12 protein-coding genes and 4 tRNA genes are annotated in these 16,853 nt (G+C 37.5%); 6 read left to right on the forward strand and 10 right to left on the reverse strand.

The window, feature by feature from the left end:
• Nucleotides 1-5 precede the first annotated feature (5 nt).
• Complete coding sequence (locus B176_RS19705; protein ID WP_154648000.1) at nt 6-641, reverse strand: TlpA family protein disulfide reductase; 636 nt, start codon at nt 639-641, stop codon at nt 6-8.
• A 135-nt stretch (nt 642-776) separates the two neighbouring features.
• Nucleotides 777-2,108, reverse strand: coding sequence for an NADP-specific glutamate dehydrogenase (gene gdhA / locus B176_RS0114935; protein WP_017259638.1), 1,332 nt, complete (start codon nt 2,106-2,108; stop codon nt 777-779).
• Between the two features lie 377 nt (nt 2,109-2,485).
• Here gdhA and B176_RS0114945 point away from each other — a divergent pair.
• Nucleotides 2,486-2,560, forward strand: a tRNA-Val gene (locus B176_RS0114945).
• A 238-nt stretch (nt 2,561-2,798) separates the two neighbouring features.
• On the opposite strand, the gene B176_RS0114950 is transcribed toward B176_RS0114945, so the two are convergent.
• The 4 genes from B176_RS0114950 to B176_RS0114965 all read right to left on the reverse strand — a co-directional run bounded on the left by B176_RS0114950 (nt 2,799) and on the right by B176_RS0114965 (nt 5,854).
• A tRNA-Asn gene (locus tag B176_RS0114950) sits at nt 2,799-2,872 on the reverse strand.
• A gap of 153 nt (nt 2,873-3,025) precedes the next feature.
• Nucleotides 3,026-3,099 (reverse strand) — tRNA-Arg (locus B176_RS0114955).
• Nucleotides 3,100-3,223: 124 nt separating this feature from the next.
• Nucleotides 3,224-3,297: transfer RNA gene (locus B176_RS0114960), tRNA-Ile, on the reverse strand.
• Between the two features lie 133 nt (nt 3,298-3,430).
• Nucleotides 3,431-5,854 carry an alpha-ketoacid dehydrogenase subunit alpha/beta gene (locus B176_RS0114965; RefSeq protein ID WP_017259640.1) on the reverse strand — a complete coding sequence of 808 codons (2,424 nt, stop codon included), beginning with the start codon at nt 5,852-5,854 and terminating at the stop codon, nt 3,431-3,433.
• A gap of 203 nt (nt 5,855-6,057) precedes the next feature.
• Here B176_RS0114965 and B176_RS0114970 point away from each other — a divergent pair, with 203 nt between their 5' ends.
• From B176_RS0114970 to queG, 3 genes are all read left to right on the forward strand, one after another.
• A complete protein-coding gene (locus B176_RS0114970) occupies nt 6,058-6,453 on the forward strand; it encodes a DUF1573 domain-containing protein (protein WP_017259641.1) in 396 nt (131 codons plus the stop codon).
• Nucleotides 6,454-6,526: 73 nt separating this feature from the next.
• On the forward strand, nt 6,527-7,156 hold the full coding sequence (locus B176_RS0114975) for an HAD family hydrolase (protein ID WP_017259642.1): 630 nt from the start codon (nt 6,527-6,529) through the stop codon (nt 7,154-7,156).
• Nucleotides 7,157-7,172: 16 nt separating this feature from the next.
• Nucleotides 7,173-8,156 (forward strand): tRNA epoxyqueuosine(34) reductase QueG, encoded by a 984-nt coding sequence (gene queG / locus B176_RS0114980; protein ID WP_017259643.1) that lies wholly within the window; start codon nt 7,173-7,175, stop codon nt 8,154-8,156.
• A 188-nt stretch (nt 8,157-8,344) separates the two neighbouring features.
• Here queG and panB read toward each other — a convergent pair whose 3' ends face one another.
• The gene (panB, locus tag B176_RS0114985) at nt 8,345-9,160 is read right to left on the reverse strand and encodes a 3-methyl-2-oxobutanoate hydroxymethyltransferase (protein WP_017259644.1); all 816 of its coding nucleotides are present in this window, start codon (nt 9,158-9,160) and stop codon (nt 8,345-8,347) included.
• 221 nt (nt 9,161-9,381) lie between these two features.
• Here panB and carA point away from each other — a divergent pair, with 221 nt between their 5' ends.
• Both carA and B176_RS0114995 read left to right on the forward strand, forming a co-directional pair.
• The gene (carA, locus tag B176_RS0114990; protein ID WP_017259645.1) at nt 9,382-10,479 is read left to right on the forward strand and encodes a glutamine-hydrolyzing carbamoyl-phosphate synthase small subunit; all 1,098 of its coding nucleotides are present in this window, start codon (nt 9,382-9,384) and stop codon (nt 10,477-10,479) included.
• Between the two features lie 240 nt (nt 10,480-10,719).
• Complete coding sequence (locus tag B176_RS0114995; protein ID WP_161603030.1) at nt 10,720-11,343, forward strand: DUF1570 domain-containing protein; 624 nt, start codon at nt 10,720-10,722, stop codon at nt 11,341-11,343.
• Between the two features lie 116 nt (nt 11,344-11,459).
• On the opposite strand, the gene B176_RS0115000 is transcribed toward B176_RS0114995, so the two are convergent.
• The 3 genes from B176_RS0115000 to B176_RS0115010 form a co-directional block, all read right to left on the reverse strand.
• Entirely contained in the window at nt 11,460-12,839 is a 1,380-nt protein-coding gene (locus tag B176_RS0115000) for an FGGY-family carbohydrate kinase (protein ID WP_017259647.1), read from the reverse strand.
• A gap of 283 nt (nt 12,840-13,122) precedes the next feature.
• Nucleotides 13,123-14,397: a sugar isomerase gene (locus B176_RS0115005; RefSeq protein WP_017259648.1), complete on the reverse strand. Its 1,275-nt coding sequence runs from the start codon at nt 14,395-14,397 to the stop codon at nt 13,123-13,125.
• Nucleotides 14,398-14,718: 321 nt separating this feature from the next.
• Complete coding sequence (locus B176_RS0115010) at nt 14,719-16,839, reverse strand: bifunctional rhamnulose-1-phosphate aldolase/short-chain dehydrogenase (protein WP_017259649.1); 2,121 nt, start codon at nt 16,837-16,839, stop codon at nt 14,719-14,721.
• Nucleotides 16,840-16,853 lie beyond the last annotated feature (14 nt).

Here is a 16,853-nt window from a genome sequence, read left to right on the forward strand (position 1 = left end):
AAATATTATTCAACGAGTAATTGATCGATAAAATCTACGATTTTCTGGTTTTTGTAATCAGCACTGCCTTCATGCTTAAAGGATAAACGTCCTTGCTTATCTAAAATTAGCGTTGTGGGCAAGGAGCCATCGAAAATATTATCGGGAACTGAACTTACCGCAATGGAAACGGGTAAATCATAACCGCGTTTCTGCATAAATTTTGTCGATTTCTCATAATTACTATCAGCATCCACCATTAAAAAAACAATTTCTTCTTTGCCTTTGTACCGTTTCTTCAGTTCATTTATACTCGGCATTTCTGCGATACAAGGCGGGCACCAAGTAGCCCAAAAATTCAAGAAAACTACTTTTCCTTTCAATTCCGACAAACTTACAGTGTTTCCGTTTCCGTCTTTAAAAACAACATCTTGAGTGTTTTCTTGAGTTAGGGCTTCCGTATTACTGTTTTGATTAACTGGAGGAACCGAAGGCTGAAACAGGCCAACTTTCATTAAATTCTGGATTACAAACGCTTTTACATTTGGAATAACAAGCATGGCCACAATAAAGGCAAGCATCACCATTGTAGAAATATTGGATAAAGTAAACCACTTTCTAAAGCTATTAGTCGTATTATTTTCAGGGTTAATGGTTTTCATAGAATCTAACTGTTTGTTATACAACGTTGGCTTAAAGGGTAAATTATGTTGAAGAAAAATGGTGGTTAAAACAAAAATCACCCAGGCTAAAAACATTAACCTGGGTGATTCCGAAAATTTTATGTTGAAAAAAGGTTATACTAAACCCTGTGCAAGCATTGCGTCTGCTATTTTAACAAATCCACCAATATTTGCTCCTCTTTCATAATTAACATGTCCCTTTTCATCTTTACCATGTTTCACGCATATATCGTGAATATCTTTCATCACTTTCTTTAACTTATCATCAACTTCTTGACGAGTCCATGAGTAACGTTGAGAGTTTTGAGACATCTCTAAACCAGAAACTGCAACTCCGCCAGCATTAGATGCTTTTCCTGGAGCATAAAAAATATTAGAAGCGTTGAATGCATTTACTGCTTCTGGCGTACATGGCATATTTGCACCTTCGGCAACATACCTACATCCGTTTGTAATCAGTTTAGACGCATCCTCTAAATTTAATTCGTTCTGTGTTGCATTTGGTAATGCGATATCGCATTTAATTTTCCAAGGACGTTCGCCAGCGTAAAAAGTAACCCCAGGAAACTGCTTAGCGTACTCTTTAATTCTACCTCTTTCAACTTCCTTCAAGTTTCTAATGAAATCTAGCTTTTCTGTATCTATACCGTTTGGATCGTGAATAAAACCTTCAGAATCAGACATGGTTACTACCTTGGCACCTTTTTCTATACATTTTTCAACCGCAAACTGCGCCACGTTACCAGAACCAGAAACAGTAACGATTTTGCCTTCCATAGTCTCTTTTTGAGCTTTCAGAATTTCCTCTACAAAATAAATCAATCCGTATCCGGTAGCTTCTGGTCTAATATGACTTCCGCCCCACTCCGACCCTTTACCGGTTAACACACCAGTAAATTCTCCCTTGATTCTTTTATACTGACCAAAAAGATAACCAATCTCACGTTTTCCAACACCAATATCTCCAGCAGGAATATCAATATCGGCACCTACGTGACGATATAATTCTGTCATGAAGCTTTGGCAAAAACGCATTACTTCATGATCCGACTTTCCTTTAGGATCAAAATCTGAACCTCCTTTACCGCCACCCATTGGTAAGCCGGTAAGACTGTTCTTAAACACCTGTTCAAATGCTAAAAACTTCAACACACTTAACGTTACTGAAGGATGAAAACGCAAACCGCCTTTGTAAGGACCAATTGCGCTATTCATTTGCACTCTATAACCTCTATTAACCTCAACCTCTCCTTTATCCGTTAACCAAGGTACTCTGAAAATGATAGCTCTTTCTGGCTCTACCATTCTTTCAAAAATCTTATTATCTCTATAAATCGGATTTTGCTCTACAAAAGGAAAAATCGACTCTGCAACTTCCGTTACAGCTTGTAAAAATTCCGGTTCGTTGGCATTCCTGATTTTAATGATATTTAAAGGGTCTTTCATGTTGTTAAGTTAAAAAATATAGAATCAACTTGATTCGTGGCGTAAAAATATTCTAATTTATATTAAAACATAATTTTTTATGCAAAAATAAGAAAAATAGGCAATAAATGTGTTTCGAATTACATTTATTGTGGTTTTTAATTGAGAAAAATCAAAACAAGCTAAAAGCGAAATCGAAATTTAAAGTTATTTTGATTTATACGATGGGAGAAAAAAAGATTATCAAATAATCAACTGATAAATAGGAGGTTAAAAACCTACTGGTATAATTTTAAAAAATAATCTATTTTTTTTTGAAATATTTTTTGGAAATATGAATTTATACTCTACTTTTGCAATCCCAATCAACGACAAAACATTGTTTAAGATTGCCTAAAGGGAGATTAGCTCAGCTGGTTCAGAGCACCTGCCTTACAAGCAGGGGGTCACTGGTTCGAACCCAGTATCTCCCACGAAAGCCGACGAAAGTCGGCTTTTTTGGTTTTATGATTTTTTAAACCACTGATTTAGTCGGCTTATTTTTTACTAGGAAATAATCAAAAGCCAGCCTCTCCGAAAATTTTATAATAGATCACCCACCAGGATTATTGCGGACACAAAACAACCGAAATCGCTTAAATGAATAGTTATTTCTGAAAACCTGTAAAAAACATAAAGCCCTTCAAACAATGTTTGAAGGGCTTTATTTAGCTCCCAAGCCTGGACTCGAACCAGGGACCCTCTGATTAACAGTCAGATGCTCTAACCAGCTGAGCTACTTAGGAATTTCTGGTTATTTCAAAAGCTTTTAAGCCTTTGCCCTTTCGGGATTGCAATGTTCGGGATTATAATCTTGTTTTCAAAAAATAAGTTGAAATATTTTTTGATCACCTCCCTGGTTAAAAAATTCTTATCTTTTTGAGACAAGATTTTTTTTGTGATCACATCAGGATTCGAACCTGAGACCTACTGCTTAGAAGGCAGTTGCTCTATCCAGCTGAGCTATGCGACCGTAATTTCAATCAATAATCAAACACTAAATCCGACTATTTCTACACTTTAAGCTTTGCTCTTCCCGATAAATCAAGAAAGTTGAGCTATGAAATCTTCATTCAAAGAATGATTATCTTTTTTTGTGCACCCACCTGGGCTCGAACCAGGGACCAAAAGATTATGAGTCTTCTACTCTAACCAACTGAGCTATAGGTGCCGAAATCATCACTGATTTGCGGATGCAATGTTAGCGTTTTTTTCTAAATAATACAAAAAAAATCCACGCTGTTTTTTCTATTAACGCTTTCTCTTAAAAAAATTGGACTTGCCAAAAGCTAAATCTCTCATTATCAGAATATCGATTTAAACTGACTTGGCTTCGCGTTCTTTACAATTTCGTAAACTTTCTCAATAATATCATCAACACTAGGCTTACTAAAGTAGTCACCATCCGAACCATAAGGCGTACGATGGTCTTTTCCGGTCATCGTTTCTGGTTTTGCATCTAAATAAAAATAGCCATTTTGTCTTTCCAACACATCCCTCAAAATAAATGCGCTTGCACCTCCCGGCACATCTTCATCAACAATCAAAAGCTTATTGGTTTTCGCTAACGACTTCTGACAGTCCATCTCTAAATCAAATGGCATCAATGTCTGCGCATCTATCACTTCTACATCCACACCATAATCTTCCAGCTCTTTACAGGCTTCCATCACCAACTTTAGCGTTGAACCATAAGAAATGATTGTTAAATCCTTACCTGTCCTTAAAACCTCTACTTTACCTAAGGGAACGGTAAAATCACCTGGGTTTTCTGGCATTTTTTCTTTTAAACGATATGCGTTCAAGCACTCTATAACTAAGGCCGGTTCGTCGCCTTGCAAAAGTGTATTATACATACCTGCGGCTTGCGTCATGTTCCTGGGTAAGCACAAATGGATACCTTTTAACGAATTTAACAGCATGCCTATCGGAGAGCCCGCATGCCATATACCTTCTAAACGATGACCTCGCGTTCTAATAATCATTGGTGCTTTTTGTCCGGCTTTTGTTCTATAACTCAAGCTGGCCAAATCATCGGTAAGTACGTTTAGGGCAAAAACCACATAGTCTACGTATTGAATCTCGGCAATAGGTCTAAAACCCCGCAAGGCTAAACCTATACCTTGCCCCATAATGGTCATCTCCCGAATTCCGGTATCTGAAATCCGTAGCTCGCCATATTTAGCTTGTAAGCCGGCGAATCCTTGATTTACGTCGCCTATATTCCCTAAATCCTCGCCAAATGCAACTAAAAGTGGGTTCTTGGCAAAATTAGCATCAAAACAAGCGTTTAATAACTCTCTTCCATCTACCATATTACGTTCCTCACCGTATACCGGAGCAGTAATTTCTACCTTTAAAGGCGATTTTGGGGTATCTGAAAAAAGCTTTGTATTATAACGTTCATTATTTTCTCCAATCTGGTTTTTATACCAATCTAACAGTTCAGTTCTTTTTTTAGAAGGATTATTACGACTTAAACGGAGTGTTTTACGCACAGCAGAAATCACTTCTTTGCGCAATGGATCAATCTCTGATTTTAAAATCAAGGAAACCTTTTTCACTGCCTCCACATCCTCAGAAACTGCATCTATCAATGCTAAAGCTTCCTGCTTCTCTTCCTTAATTACCGTGGTTAAGTCTCTCCATGCTTCTCTTAGGCTTGTTTTTACAAACTTTTTGCCTTCATCTTCTAAAGTTAAAATTTCATCTTCATTTAAAATGGCCGACGAAAGTAGCCATTCTCTCATTTTAGCTAAGCAATCATACTCTTTTTCCCAAGCCAAACGTTCCTGAGACTTGTATCTTTCATGAGAACCAGAACTCGAGTGCCCCAGAGGCTGGGTTAGCTCAGTTACGTGAATCAAAACTGGCACATGCTCTTCTCTACAAACTTTTATAGCTCGTTCATAGGTTTCGCACAAAGCCACGTAATCCCAGCCTTTAACTTTAAAAATTTCGAATCCAGGCTTTCCTTCTTCTCTCTGGAACCCTTTTAAAACTTCGGATATATCTTCTTTTGTAGTTTGATACTTTGCAGGTACAGAAATACCATAATTATCATCCCAGATAGAGATTGCCATTGGAATCTGTAAAACGCCAGCGGCGTTTATCGCTTCAAAGAAAACACCTTCAGATGTTGAAGCGTTGCCAATAGTACCAAAAGCAACTTCGTTTCCGTTTACAGAAAAATCAGAAAATTCTTTAAGATCTGGATTTTGACGATAGAGTTTTGAAGCATAAGCCAAGCCAACTAACCTGGCCATTTGCCCAGCTGTGGGCGAAATATCGGAAGAGGAATTTTTCTTTTCTACCAAGTTTTTAAAAGAACCGTCTTCATTTAAAGAGCGAGTAGCAAAATGCGCATTCATTTGCCTCCCTACGGATGCTGGTTCCTTCTCAATATCTGGAGTTGCATACAGTTGAGCGTACATTTCTTTGATAGAGGTCATCCCGGTAGCAAACATAAATGTCTGATCTCTGTAATAACCTGCTCTCCAGTCGCCATTTTTAAAAACCTTGGCCATGGCCAATTGCGCAACTTCTTTCCCGTCGCCAAAAATCCCAAATTTGGCTTTGCCCGTCAAAACCTCTCTTCTCCCTAAAATACTAGCTTGTCGGCTTCTAAACGCTATATCGTAATCATTGACCACCATTTTCTTGAAATCATCAAATGTTAAATTTGAAGTTTCGTAAGCGTCTTCTGGTCTATAGTTAGTATTTATCATGTTAATTTACGGGCTCAAAATTCAAAAATAGCAAAATAATTTCTGCTCTGAAACTAAGTTCCTATGTTTAAAAAAATTTGATTGCCGTATTGAATTGGCTATATTTGACTAAACAAACAATAAGAAATGAAACCATCATGGGTTTTGGCAAAGCGCACAAGGACATGATTGCTTCATCACCTTTAAAAAACAATTAAAAAGAGATGAAAAAGATTTTGTTATTATGTTCGGTAATTATTGGTTTCGTTGCGTTTACAGCGATGCAAGATAACAAAGCTGAATTTAAATTTAACGAAGAAACACATGACTTTGGCAAGATTGTACAAGGCAAGCCAGTTTCTTTCGTATTTAAATACACAAACGTAGGCGATGAGCCTCTTATTATTACTGCAGTAGAATCTACTTGTGGTTGCACTGTACCAAGTGTAGAACCAAAACAAGGTACACCAGTTTTAAAAGGCCAATCTGGCTCAATTACTTTGACTTATAATGCGGCGGTTGCAGCACCATTTAACAAGTTTGTAAAAATTACTTCGAACTCAAAAACTCCTTTAAAAATGCTTTACGTTAAAGGAGAGGTAGAAGCTGCGAAGCAGTAATTTTTTACACACGATTTACAAGCCATTTCATTTTTGAAATGGCTTTTTTTATATCAAAACCGAGGAATAACAAGTGGATAGAAACATCAAGAATATTATATTTGACTACGGAAACGTAATTTTTAAAATTGATTTTAAACGCACACAAAAAGCTTTTGAAGATTTAGGTGTACAAAATGTAGAATCTTTTTTCGCACATAAAGGGCACCACTCCATTTTTGATAAATTTGAAACTGGGCAAATTACAGCGGCTGAATTTAGAGACGGAATTAGAGCTTTGGTAAGTAATCCAAATTTAACCGACCAGCAAATTGATGATGCGTGGAACTCTTTATTGGTGGGCGTAATGGACGGAAATCACGACTTATTGCTTAAGCTAAAAAACAAATATCGTACGTTTTTGCTGAGTAATATCAACGAAACCCATTTAAATTTTATCACCAAGTATTTGAAGAAAGAATTTGGATTAGATGGCAATGACGGATTTTTTGAAAAGATTTACTATTCGCATTTGGTAGGAAAGCGCAAGCCAAACGTAGAGATTTTTGAACAGGTGCTTTCAGAAAACGGATTAAAACCACAAGAAACATTATTCATTGACGATAGCCCGCAACATTTGAAACCTGCTGGCGAACTCGGGATAAACACTTATTTACTAACTTATCCAGACAGTATTTTAAAACTATTTAAAGACGAACTGTAAGCTCGGACGACAAAAAATGACCACTGCTAGAGAAAAAAATGCAATATTAATTAAAGCCGAGGCAGAACGACTCGGCTTTGCTTTTTGCGGAATTTCTAAAGCTACGTTTTTGGAAGAGGAGGCCCCAAAGTTGGAGAACTGGCTAAAAAACAGCTTCAATGGCAAAATGGATTATATGAATAACCATTTTGACATGCGCTTGGATCCCAGATTACTGGTTGATGATGCCAAAAGCGTGATCTCCGTTAGCCTGAACTATTTCAGCGATGCTAAACAGGAAGACTCTACCGCTCCCAAACTTTCCAAATATGCTTACGGAACTGATTATCATTTTGTTTTTAAGGATAAACTAAAAACTCTAATGCAGTTTATTGAAGCAGAAATTGGCGAAGTAAATGGTAGAGCTTTTGTAGATTCGGCACCGGTGCTTGATAAAGCTTGGGCACAGAAAGCAGGTTTGGGTTGGCGAGGAAAGCATACCAATTTGATTTCTAAAAAAACCGGTTCTTTCTTTTTTTTAGGTGAATTGATTGTTGATTTAGATTTACAGGAAGACCAGCCATTCACTGCAGACCATTGCGGAAGTTGCACAAAGTGTATTGATGCCTGCCCAACCGAAGCTATCGTTGGTCCTTATATTGTTGATGGCAGCAAGTGTATCTCTTACCTTACCATCGAACTAAAAGACCAATTGCCATCAGAATTTAGCGGAAAAATGGATAATTGGATGTTTGGTTGCGATGTTTGCCAAGATGTTTGTCCTTGGAACCGATTTGCAGTACCTAACAACGTACCAGAATTTCAACCTCACCCAGATTTATTGCACTTGAAAAAGCAGGATTGGGAAGATATCACCACAGAAGTTTTCCAGAAAGTTTTTAGAAAATCGCCCGTTAAACGAACAAAATTTGAGGGCTTGAAAAGGAATATTGATTTTTTGAAAGCCTCACCCCAGCCCTCTCCGAAGGAGAGGGAGCTACCTGCTAACGGCAATGGCTAATGGGTAATGAATGAAATGATTTAGTTAGCCTACAAAGCCTAATGAGGAATAAGTATAATGAACTGAGTTAGTCACCTGGCAAAACCTAATGACTAATGAACAAATGAACTCCTCATTTGGCGTATCGGCAAGACCTAACAATCTACCCACCTAAACCCTAATCACCTAACGGAATCCTAACAAACTACCTAATACTGCTCCTTCTCGTTAGGGAAATCGCCACTTTTCACATCTTTGATATAAGATTGCACCGCTCCATTAATTTGGCTATACATATCTAAATATTGACGTAAAAACCTCGGAGAAAAACCTTTAGTTAAACCAATCATATCATTTACTACCAAAACCTGTCCGTCGCAGTGTTGACCGGCACCTATTCCAATAGTTGGAATAATTACACTTTTAGTAACCTCTTCGGCAAGCTTAGCTGGTATTTTTTCCAACACAATCGAAAAACAACCCGCTTCTTGTATACGGAGCATATCTTTTTTCAATCGCTCTGCTTCGGCTTCTTCCTTTGCTCTAACAGTATAGGTACCAAATTTATAGATAGATTGTGGTGTTAAACCCAGATGCCCCATTACAGGGATGCCAGCTGCTACAATACGTTCGATAGATTCGGCAACTTCACCACCGCCTTCTAATTTCACTGCATGAGCACCAGATTCTTTCATAATGCGGATAGCAGAATTTAAGGCTTCTTTAGAATTACCTTGATAAGTACCGAAAGGTAAATCCACTACCACCAAAGCTCGCTTTGTACCTCTAATTACCGACGACGCATGGTAAATCATTTGATCAAGCGTAATTGGCAAGGTGGTTTCATGCCCTGCCATCACCATCGATGCAGAGTCGCCCACTAAAATCGCGTCGATACCGCCTTCATCAACTACGGTTGCCATAGAATAATCATAGGCGGTGAGCATCGCAATCTTCTCGCCCCTACTCTTCATCTCCTGTAAACTGTGCGTTGTTATACGTTTAAGCTCCTTATGTACCGACATACCTGTTGATTTTTATGATTGATAATTAACAAAGTTAAAAAATGATTGTACTTATATTTAAAAAATCAGAAAACATATTAAATATTCCATTAAAAAATCATAGTTTTGCACCCCGAGATGAACAATAAGAATTCCTTATTTCCTACACTTACATCCACGGAAGCATCTTCCTTATTTTTTCTTTTTTTCAATACAACCAACACAAAAATTACATTTTTAAGATGAGCGCATACTACACCAAATTACCCGCAGTACTTCTTTTAGCAGACGGAACCGTTTACCACGGCAAAGCAGCCGGAAAAATTGGAACTACTACAGGTGAAATCTGTTTTAACACAGGCATGACGGGCTATCAGGAGGTTTTTACTGACCCATCTTACTTCGGACAAATTATGGTGACCACCAATGCACATATTGGAAATTATGGCGTAACCAATGAAGAAGCTGAGTCTGGAGCTATTAAAATTGCTGGTTTGGTTTGTAAAAATTTCAACATCCCATTCAGCAGAAAACAGGCAGAACAATCTATCCAAGATTATTTTCAGGATGAAAACTTAGTAGGCATTTCTGATGTTGATACCCGGGAATTGGTAAGACATATTAGAGATAAAGGCGCAATGAATGCCATTATTTCTTCCGAGATTTTAGATATCGAAGAGCTAAAAGCAAAATTAGCTCTGGTGCCTTCAATGGATGGCTTAGAGCTTTCTTCAAAGGTGAGCACTAAAGAACCTTATTTTGTTGGTGATGAAAACTCTAAAATAAAAGTTGCTGTTTTAGATTTGGGCGTAAAGAAAAATATTTTGAGAAATTTCTCTGAAAGAGGAGTTTATGCAAAAGTTTTCCCCGCAAAAACTACGTTTGCAGAAATGGAAAAATGGGCACCAAACGGATATTTTATATCTAATGGACCTGGCGATCCATCGGCCATGCCTTATGCATTGGAAACAGTAAAAGACCTTTTAAAATCTGACAAACCCATGTTTGGGATTTGCTTAGGTCACCAGTTATTAGCATTGGCTAACGGAATTGCTACTAAAAAAATGTTTAACGGCCACCGTGGCTTAAATCACCCGGTAAAGAACATCATTAAAGATCATTGCGAAGTAACTTCTCAAAATCATGGTTTTGGTGTAGTTGAAGATGACGTTAGAAATTCTGAAACGGTCGAAATCACCCATATCAACTTAAATGATAAATCCATTGAGGGAATTAGAATGAAAGGCCGAAACGCATTTTCTGTGCAATATCATCCAGAATCTTCTCCAGGTCCGCATGACTCAAGATATCTATTCGATGATTTTATAGCAATGCTGTAATAATTCAAGAGCCCAATCCAAAAAAGATTGGGCTTTTTTAATATATTAGATTTTTAAATACACCTCCAAATCCGCCGATGAAATCACTTTTAAAAAATCTATGCTAACCTTGTATTTGAGATGAGGTTATACTTTACAGTTATATTCTGTTTCTACTTAACATTTGGGTTTGCCCAAAAAATAACTTTTAATCCCGTTGGCTTCGAGCTAAAACCAGAAGACAGTGCCAAAATCCACAGAATGGCTTCATTCGAAGCTAAAATTTTCAACGGCTTATACAACAATCTGATTAATGACAGCTTAAAAATAACTTTAAACCTGTACAATAAGCGTAAGGATTTTAAAATATTACTTGAGCAACACGGAATAAAAGGCTTAACCGAATCCGGGTTCTATAGTCCCAGCACTAACCAGTCGTACGTTTATTTTGAAGGAACCGAAAACCTTAGCACCATATTGCATGAACTCAGCCATGCCTTTTTAAAAAACAACTCCAAGTATTACCCAAGATGGCTTACCGAGGGTTTAGCTGAGTTTTTAGAAACTTTAGAAGAAAAGCAGTTTAATATCCAGATTGTTTCTCAGTATAATCGTCTGGAAAAAATGAAAGAATTTCAGCGAGGAAAAAAACTTAATTTAGAAGCATTTTTAAAAGATCAAGCGAGTTGGCGGGATAAAAACCGAATTAATTACATGTACACCGTTTCTTACGCCCTAATTTATTACCTGTACAAAAAAGACCCCCAGCTTATCTCTAAAATGACCCAACTTTACCGAAAGGGTTATTCAAATGAGTATGTTTTTAAAAATTCAGTGGGCGACATTTACCAGTTAGAGAACGGCTTTAATATTTATTTTAGATAATTATCCGACCAAAAAAACACCATCTATTAATATCCGTTGGTTAAATAGATTGGTCAAAATATACTGACTCCTCAATTTCGTCCAAAATTTATGATAAAGTTAGGCTGTTTCATCTTTTAATTTTTTACTGGCGAAACGAACAATTTTAAACCAATCATATCAGTTGGGAGCGGTTTAGTGTTCCAATGCTTGTGTATAGCCACCGCTGCCCCCATAGCAGTTGCCTGTGCCATTGAGGCAGCATAAACTTCGATATCTGGAAATACCATTGCTAACAAATTCATAAAAATCTGATTCTTTGAAAAACCGCCATCTACAAATATCCTTTTTACCGAGGTATTTTTTAATACTAATTGGGTTGATTTGTACTGTTTGAAAACGAGTGTGAAAATCAAATAGTGGTAGGCTTTTTCATCGTCTGCAAAATCTGATAATTGCTTATCGGTAAATTTCAAATCTCCATCATTTAGCGTATCAAAATAATCAGCCAATTTATCTTTAGGCAAATATTGTTTAATAATTGATAGCAACAACTTAGTGCTTTTGTATTTACTTACGTTTGTATCAAAATATTCCGCAATACGTTTTACTTCTTGCTCATGCTCAAAGCCAGAAAAAACACGAGATGCTTTGATGGGCTTTGCTTGGTATGATAAATAACAAAGACAATCTTTATCCAACTCCGCTTTTGTAAGCGGTTGATTGTTAAATGGATTTAAACTAATACACCAAGTACCCGTAGATAACAAGATAAAAGGTTCTTTAAAACTTTCGATGTACGGAATTAAAGCTGCGGAACTATCGTGTAGGCCAACACCTGTTAAGTAGTTTTCGCTAGGAAAAGTGGAGTGCATTACGTCATCGCCCGGAAAAATCGGAGGCAGTTTATCAATCAAACCTTCGGCGTAAACCCATTCATGGTAATCTTGTTTTTCAAAATCCCAAAAATTAGTATGGCAACCAATACTGGTAATATCACTGTGCATTTCGCCGGTAATAATCGAACTCATATACTGCGGTAGGTGCAGGGCGTACTTTATTTTATCGAATAATTCTGGCTTTTCGTATTTAACTCGGTAAAACTGCATTCCGGAATTTAAACTACCCAATACTGGTGACGCAGTGCTTACAGCAACTTTTTCTTCGCCACCGTAACTATCGTAGAACTGCTTTTTTAAGGCTTCTGGATATTCTTTTAGGTAATTATAAAGTGGTGCTAAAGGTTTCCCATTTTCGTCCACATAAACCAAACTCGCTCCGTAAGTGGAGAAGTTGATCGCCTTTATATCGTATTGTTTGTTTCTTAAAACTTCATGTAACGAGTCAAAAACAGAAAGCCTCAAACTTTCCAAATTTTCGCAAGTATCGCCATCCTCGTCTTTGGTTTCTATAAACCTAGCCGTTCTTTCAAAAACTATCTTATAGTCCTCATCAAATAAAAATAGCTTTTTATTGGTTTTTCCAATATCAAATATGGCTATAACAGGGGTTTTCATTTTTGTTTAATAAGTATTGAGTACAGCATATTAAGATGATTATAAGTTTTTTAAAGAGGTGTCGTCATGTTGAACGATAGTGAAACATCTCACAAATAGGTGTTACATGCTATATGTAGAATTTGCTTGTGAGGTGTCTCGTATCCTCGACATGACGACGAGTAGTGAAAAGTCTCTTAAATAAAAAAATTTCTTCTTTCTATTATTAACGTAAAAGATAAAAACATGAGATTTGGTAGCATCAAAGGCTCTCAAATCTCCTGTCTTTAATCTCAAATATCAATTACAGTCCCGTTGCTTTAGTTTCTGAGCCTCTTTCTGCAACTAGACTTTCTCTAACTTTAGCAGATCTAAATAATTTTACTGGCTCTAATGCGCCACCACTCTGCAACCTTGCTTCTGCAATTAACGGACGAACATCTGTACGGTAAGCTGCTTGCAAAATTTCTTGTGCTAAACTTACATCATTTTTCTGTTGTGCTTCTTTTAATGCTTTTCTGTCAACCAATAGAGCCTGCGCATACGCCATCATGATAGCTTCTACAGATTGCAACAAATCTTCTAAAGGATCTTTCACGTTATGCGATGCATCAATCATCCACGCTAAACCAGAGGCGTGGTTCATTTTGGCATGATCCATACCATCTACCAATTCGTTGAAAATCAAGAATAATTGGTAAGGTTTGATAGCGCCTGTTGTTAAATCATCATCGCCATATTTTGAATCGTTAAAGTGGAAACCGCCCAACTTGCCTTCCATCAATAATAAAGAAACAATTTGTTCGATGTTGGCATTTGGTAAATGATGACCTAAATCAACCAAAGTATAAGCTTTTGGACCTAATTTATTGGCGTACAATAAAGACTGACCCCAATCTGCAACCGTAGTTGAATAGAAGTTAGGTTCGTTAGATTTGTATTCTACAAACATTTTCCAATCTGCTGGCAACGCAGCGTAAATCTCTTTTAAGCTAGCTAAAGTATTTTCAAAAGCTTCTCTAAAATTCAATTGACCAGGAAAACTAGATCCATCTGCCAACCAAACCGTTAAGGATTTAGAACCTAAAGCTTCGCCATGCTTAATCACTTCAATATTATGTGCAACAGCTTGGTCTCTTACGTTTTTATCAACGTTTTGTAGGGAACCGAATTTGTAGCTGTATTTTTGGTTCGCCTGATCCTGGAAAGTGTTTGAATTAATGGCGTCAAACTTTAAATTTAAAGATTTTGCCAAAGCCATAATTTTTTCTGCATCTTCTGGGATATCCCAGGGAATGTGCAAAGATATAGCTCCGCTGCTTTGGTTCAATTGGTGCAATAAACCAATATCCGCCATTTTTTCTTCTAAATTACTTGGCTCGCCACCGCCAGAAAAACGACCGAAACGAGTTCCACCAGTACCTAGAGCCCAGCTAGGTATCCCAATTTGAAAATCTTTTAGCTTTTGAATATGTGTGTTAGCGCCTTCATTTTCTTCTAAGAAGTGAGCTAGTTTTGTTTTGTGCTTTGTTGCTAAACTTTCGTTGTGCGCCACAATTACATTTTTGTCTAATTTCATAATTGGTTGTTATGATGATGGTTTTTCAAAATCCTAAATTGCCAAATTAAGCGGAATCGTTGAACTTAGCTTCGACTCCGCTCAGCCTAACAAGATGGATATTTTAAACCTCGTTAATTCATATTTATTTCTAATCATTGCACCTCGTCATTTCGAGGTACGAGAACAGAGTTCATTGCAAATAAATCTCGGTATATGTGCACTCTGCTTTGTGGGATGCCTCATTATCATTCGACATGACGGCGTGGTTAGCAGTCCTACTGCTTTCCACAATACATTCCCACAATAATCCCTCTCCTTCGGAGAGGTTAGGTGAGGCTTTTACCTCGCAAAAGCCATTGCTACACCGCCATCAACGTTCAGCATGTTACCTGTTGATTTTGACAATAAGCCACCAGTGAACGCAAAACAAGCGTTTGCAATATCGACCGGAAGGATGATTTTGTTCAGCAATGTTCTTTTTGCATAATAAGCAGGAAGTTCTGCCACGGTAATTCCGTAAGCTTTTGCTCTTCCTTCAGCCCATCCGCCTGCCCAAATATTGCTGTCGCTGATTACCGCATCTGGGTTAACTACGTTTACTCTAATTCCAGCCTCACCCAATTCGGCAGCATTTAATCTGCTTAAATGCAATTGTGCCGCTTTCGCACTTCCGTAACCTGCGTTATTTGGACCGCTAACTAAAGCATTTTTACTTACAATATTAATGATATCACCACCCATATCTTGCTGTTTCATCAACTTTGTAGCCGCTTGAGTCACTAAAAACTGACCTTTCACCAATACATCATATAATAAATCCCAATCTTTTTGGCTATGACCTTCAATGGTTTTTGAAATTGATAAACCAGCGTTATTTACAATAATGTCCACACCACCAAAACTCAAAGCGGCAATCTTTATTGCTTCTTCAATTTGAGTCTGACTGGTTACATCTAAAATTGCTGTTGTATAAACGTCATTACCAAAATCTTTTTTAAACTCCTCTCCCGCTTCTGCTAAACGCTCCGCATTCATGTCGTTCAAAATTACGCAAGCGCCTTCTTCCACAAATTTTCTAGCAATCGATTTTCCAATTCCGCCAGCACTGCCGGTAATCATGGCGACTCTACCAGACAAAGCTTTTGGCTTAGGCATACGCTGTAATTTTGCTTCTTCTAACAACCAATATTCAATATTAAACGCTTCTTGACGAGGTAATGAAGTGTATTCAGAAACTGCTTCAGATCCTTTCATTACGTTGATTGCATTGGTATAAAATTCGGCAGCAACACGGGCGGTTTGTTTGTCTTTCGCAAAAGAGAACATTCCCACACCTGGGTATATAATAATTACCGGGTTCGCATCTCTAATTGCAGGGCTGTTATCATGCTTGCAGGTATTATAATAAGCTGCATACATTTTACGGTAAGCTTCAAAAGCTGGTGCAAGTTTGGTTTTGATTGCTTCAACATCACTTAAATCTTCATCTTTAGCTAAATCTAATACTAAAGGGCTAATTTTAGTTCTTAAAAAGTGATCTGGACAGCTGGTACCCATTGGTGCTAACCTTTCCAAATCATTAGAATTGATGTATTCTAAAACGCGGTCATCATCAGTAAAATGACCAATCATGGAGCGTTCGTTTGAACAGAAGCCTCTTAATATCGGTGCTAAATCAGCAGCTTTAATTAATCTATCTGCTTTTATTAAGCTTTGGATTTTTTGTCCGCCAAAAACAGGACCTTTTTTACCGTAACTCTGCTCTAAGTATTCCGCACATTTCTCAACCACTTCTAATGTATTGATGTAGCTTTCGTAAGCTGTATCGCCCCAAGTAAACAAGCCATGTGAACCCAACATAATCCCTTTAATTCCAGGATTTTTATCCAAGCATTCTTTCAACTGCAACCCTAAATCGAAACCTGGCTTTTGCCAAGGCACCCATCCAATTGCTCCGTTAAAAAGCTCTTTGGTTATTTTTTCGCCGTCTTTAGCTGCTGCAATAGCAATAGCCGCATCAGGATGTAAATGATCTATATGAGCAAACGGCAAAAACCCGTGTAAAGGCGTATCAATTGATGGTGCTTTTGAAGCTAAATCGTAGATACAGTGGTTAAACAATTCCACCATTTCGTCCTCATGATCAATGCCTCTATAAACATTTTTTAAAGACCTTAACCTATCAACATACAAAGCCGCTAAACCGCTTTTCTTTAAAGTACCAATATCTCCGCCCGAACCTTTGATCCACATAACCTCAGTTTCTTGACCAGTTAGAGGGTCTTTTGCCATAGCTTTACAAGAAGTGTTTCCTCCACCGTAATTTGTTAACCTTAAATCGGCACCCAACAAATTTGAACGGTATATTAACAATGCTACTTCATCTCCAGCAAGTTTGGCTGCTTCAGCCTCGTTCCACAAATAGCTTACGTGTTTAAAAGAAGATTTATTTAATGACATATTATTTTGATAAT

Source organism: Pedobacter arcticus A12 (genome assembly GCF_000302595.1).
Lineage (GTDB): Bacteria > Bacteroidota > Bacteroidia > Sphingobacteriales > Sphingobacteriaceae > Pseudopedobacter > Pseudopedobacter arcticus.

Bases quoted from the DNA above. Each gene is read 5' to 3' on its own strand.
- B176_RS19705 (WP_154648000.1), bottom strand. From the start codon at position 641: ATGAAAACCATTAACCCTGAAAATAATACGACTAATAGCTTTAGAAAG.
- gdhA (WP_017259638.1), bottom strand. From the start codon at position 2,108: ATGAAAGACCCTTTAAATATCATTAAAATCAGGAATGCCAACGAACCG.
- B176_RS0114965 (WP_017259640.1), bottom strand. From the start codon at position 5,854: ATGATAAATACTAACTATAGACCAGAAGACGCTTACGAAACTTCAAAT.
- B176_RS0114970 (WP_017259641.1), top strand. From the start codon at position 6,058: ATGAAAAAGATTTTGTTATTATGTTCGGTAATTATTGGTTTCGTTGCG.
- queG (WP_017259643.1), top strand. From the start codon at position 7,173: ATGACCACTGCTAGAGAAAAAAATGCAATATTAATTAAAGCCGAGGCA.
- panB (WP_017259644.1), bottom strand. From the start codon at position 9,160: ATGTCGGTACATAAGGAGCTTAAACGTATAACAACGCACAGTTTACAG.
- carA (WP_017259645.1), top strand. From the start codon at position 9,382: ATGAGCGCATACTACACCAAATTACCCGCAGTACTTCTTTTAGCAGAC.
- B176_RS0114995 (WP_161603030.1), top strand. From the start codon at position 10,720: ATGGCTTCATTCGAAGCTAAAATTTTCAACGGCTTATACAACAATCTG.
- B176_RS0115000 (WP_017259647.1), bottom strand. From the start codon at position 12,839: ATGAAAACCCCTGTTATAGCCATATTTGATATTGGAAAAACCAATAAA.
- B176_RS0115005 (WP_017259648.1), bottom strand. From the start codon at position 14,397: ATGAAATTAGACAAAAATGTAATTGTGGCGCACAACGAAAGTTTAGCA.
- B176_RS0115010 (WP_017259649.1), bottom strand. From the start codon at position 16,839: ATGTCATTAAATAAATCTTCTTTTAAACACGTAAGCTATTTGTGGAAC.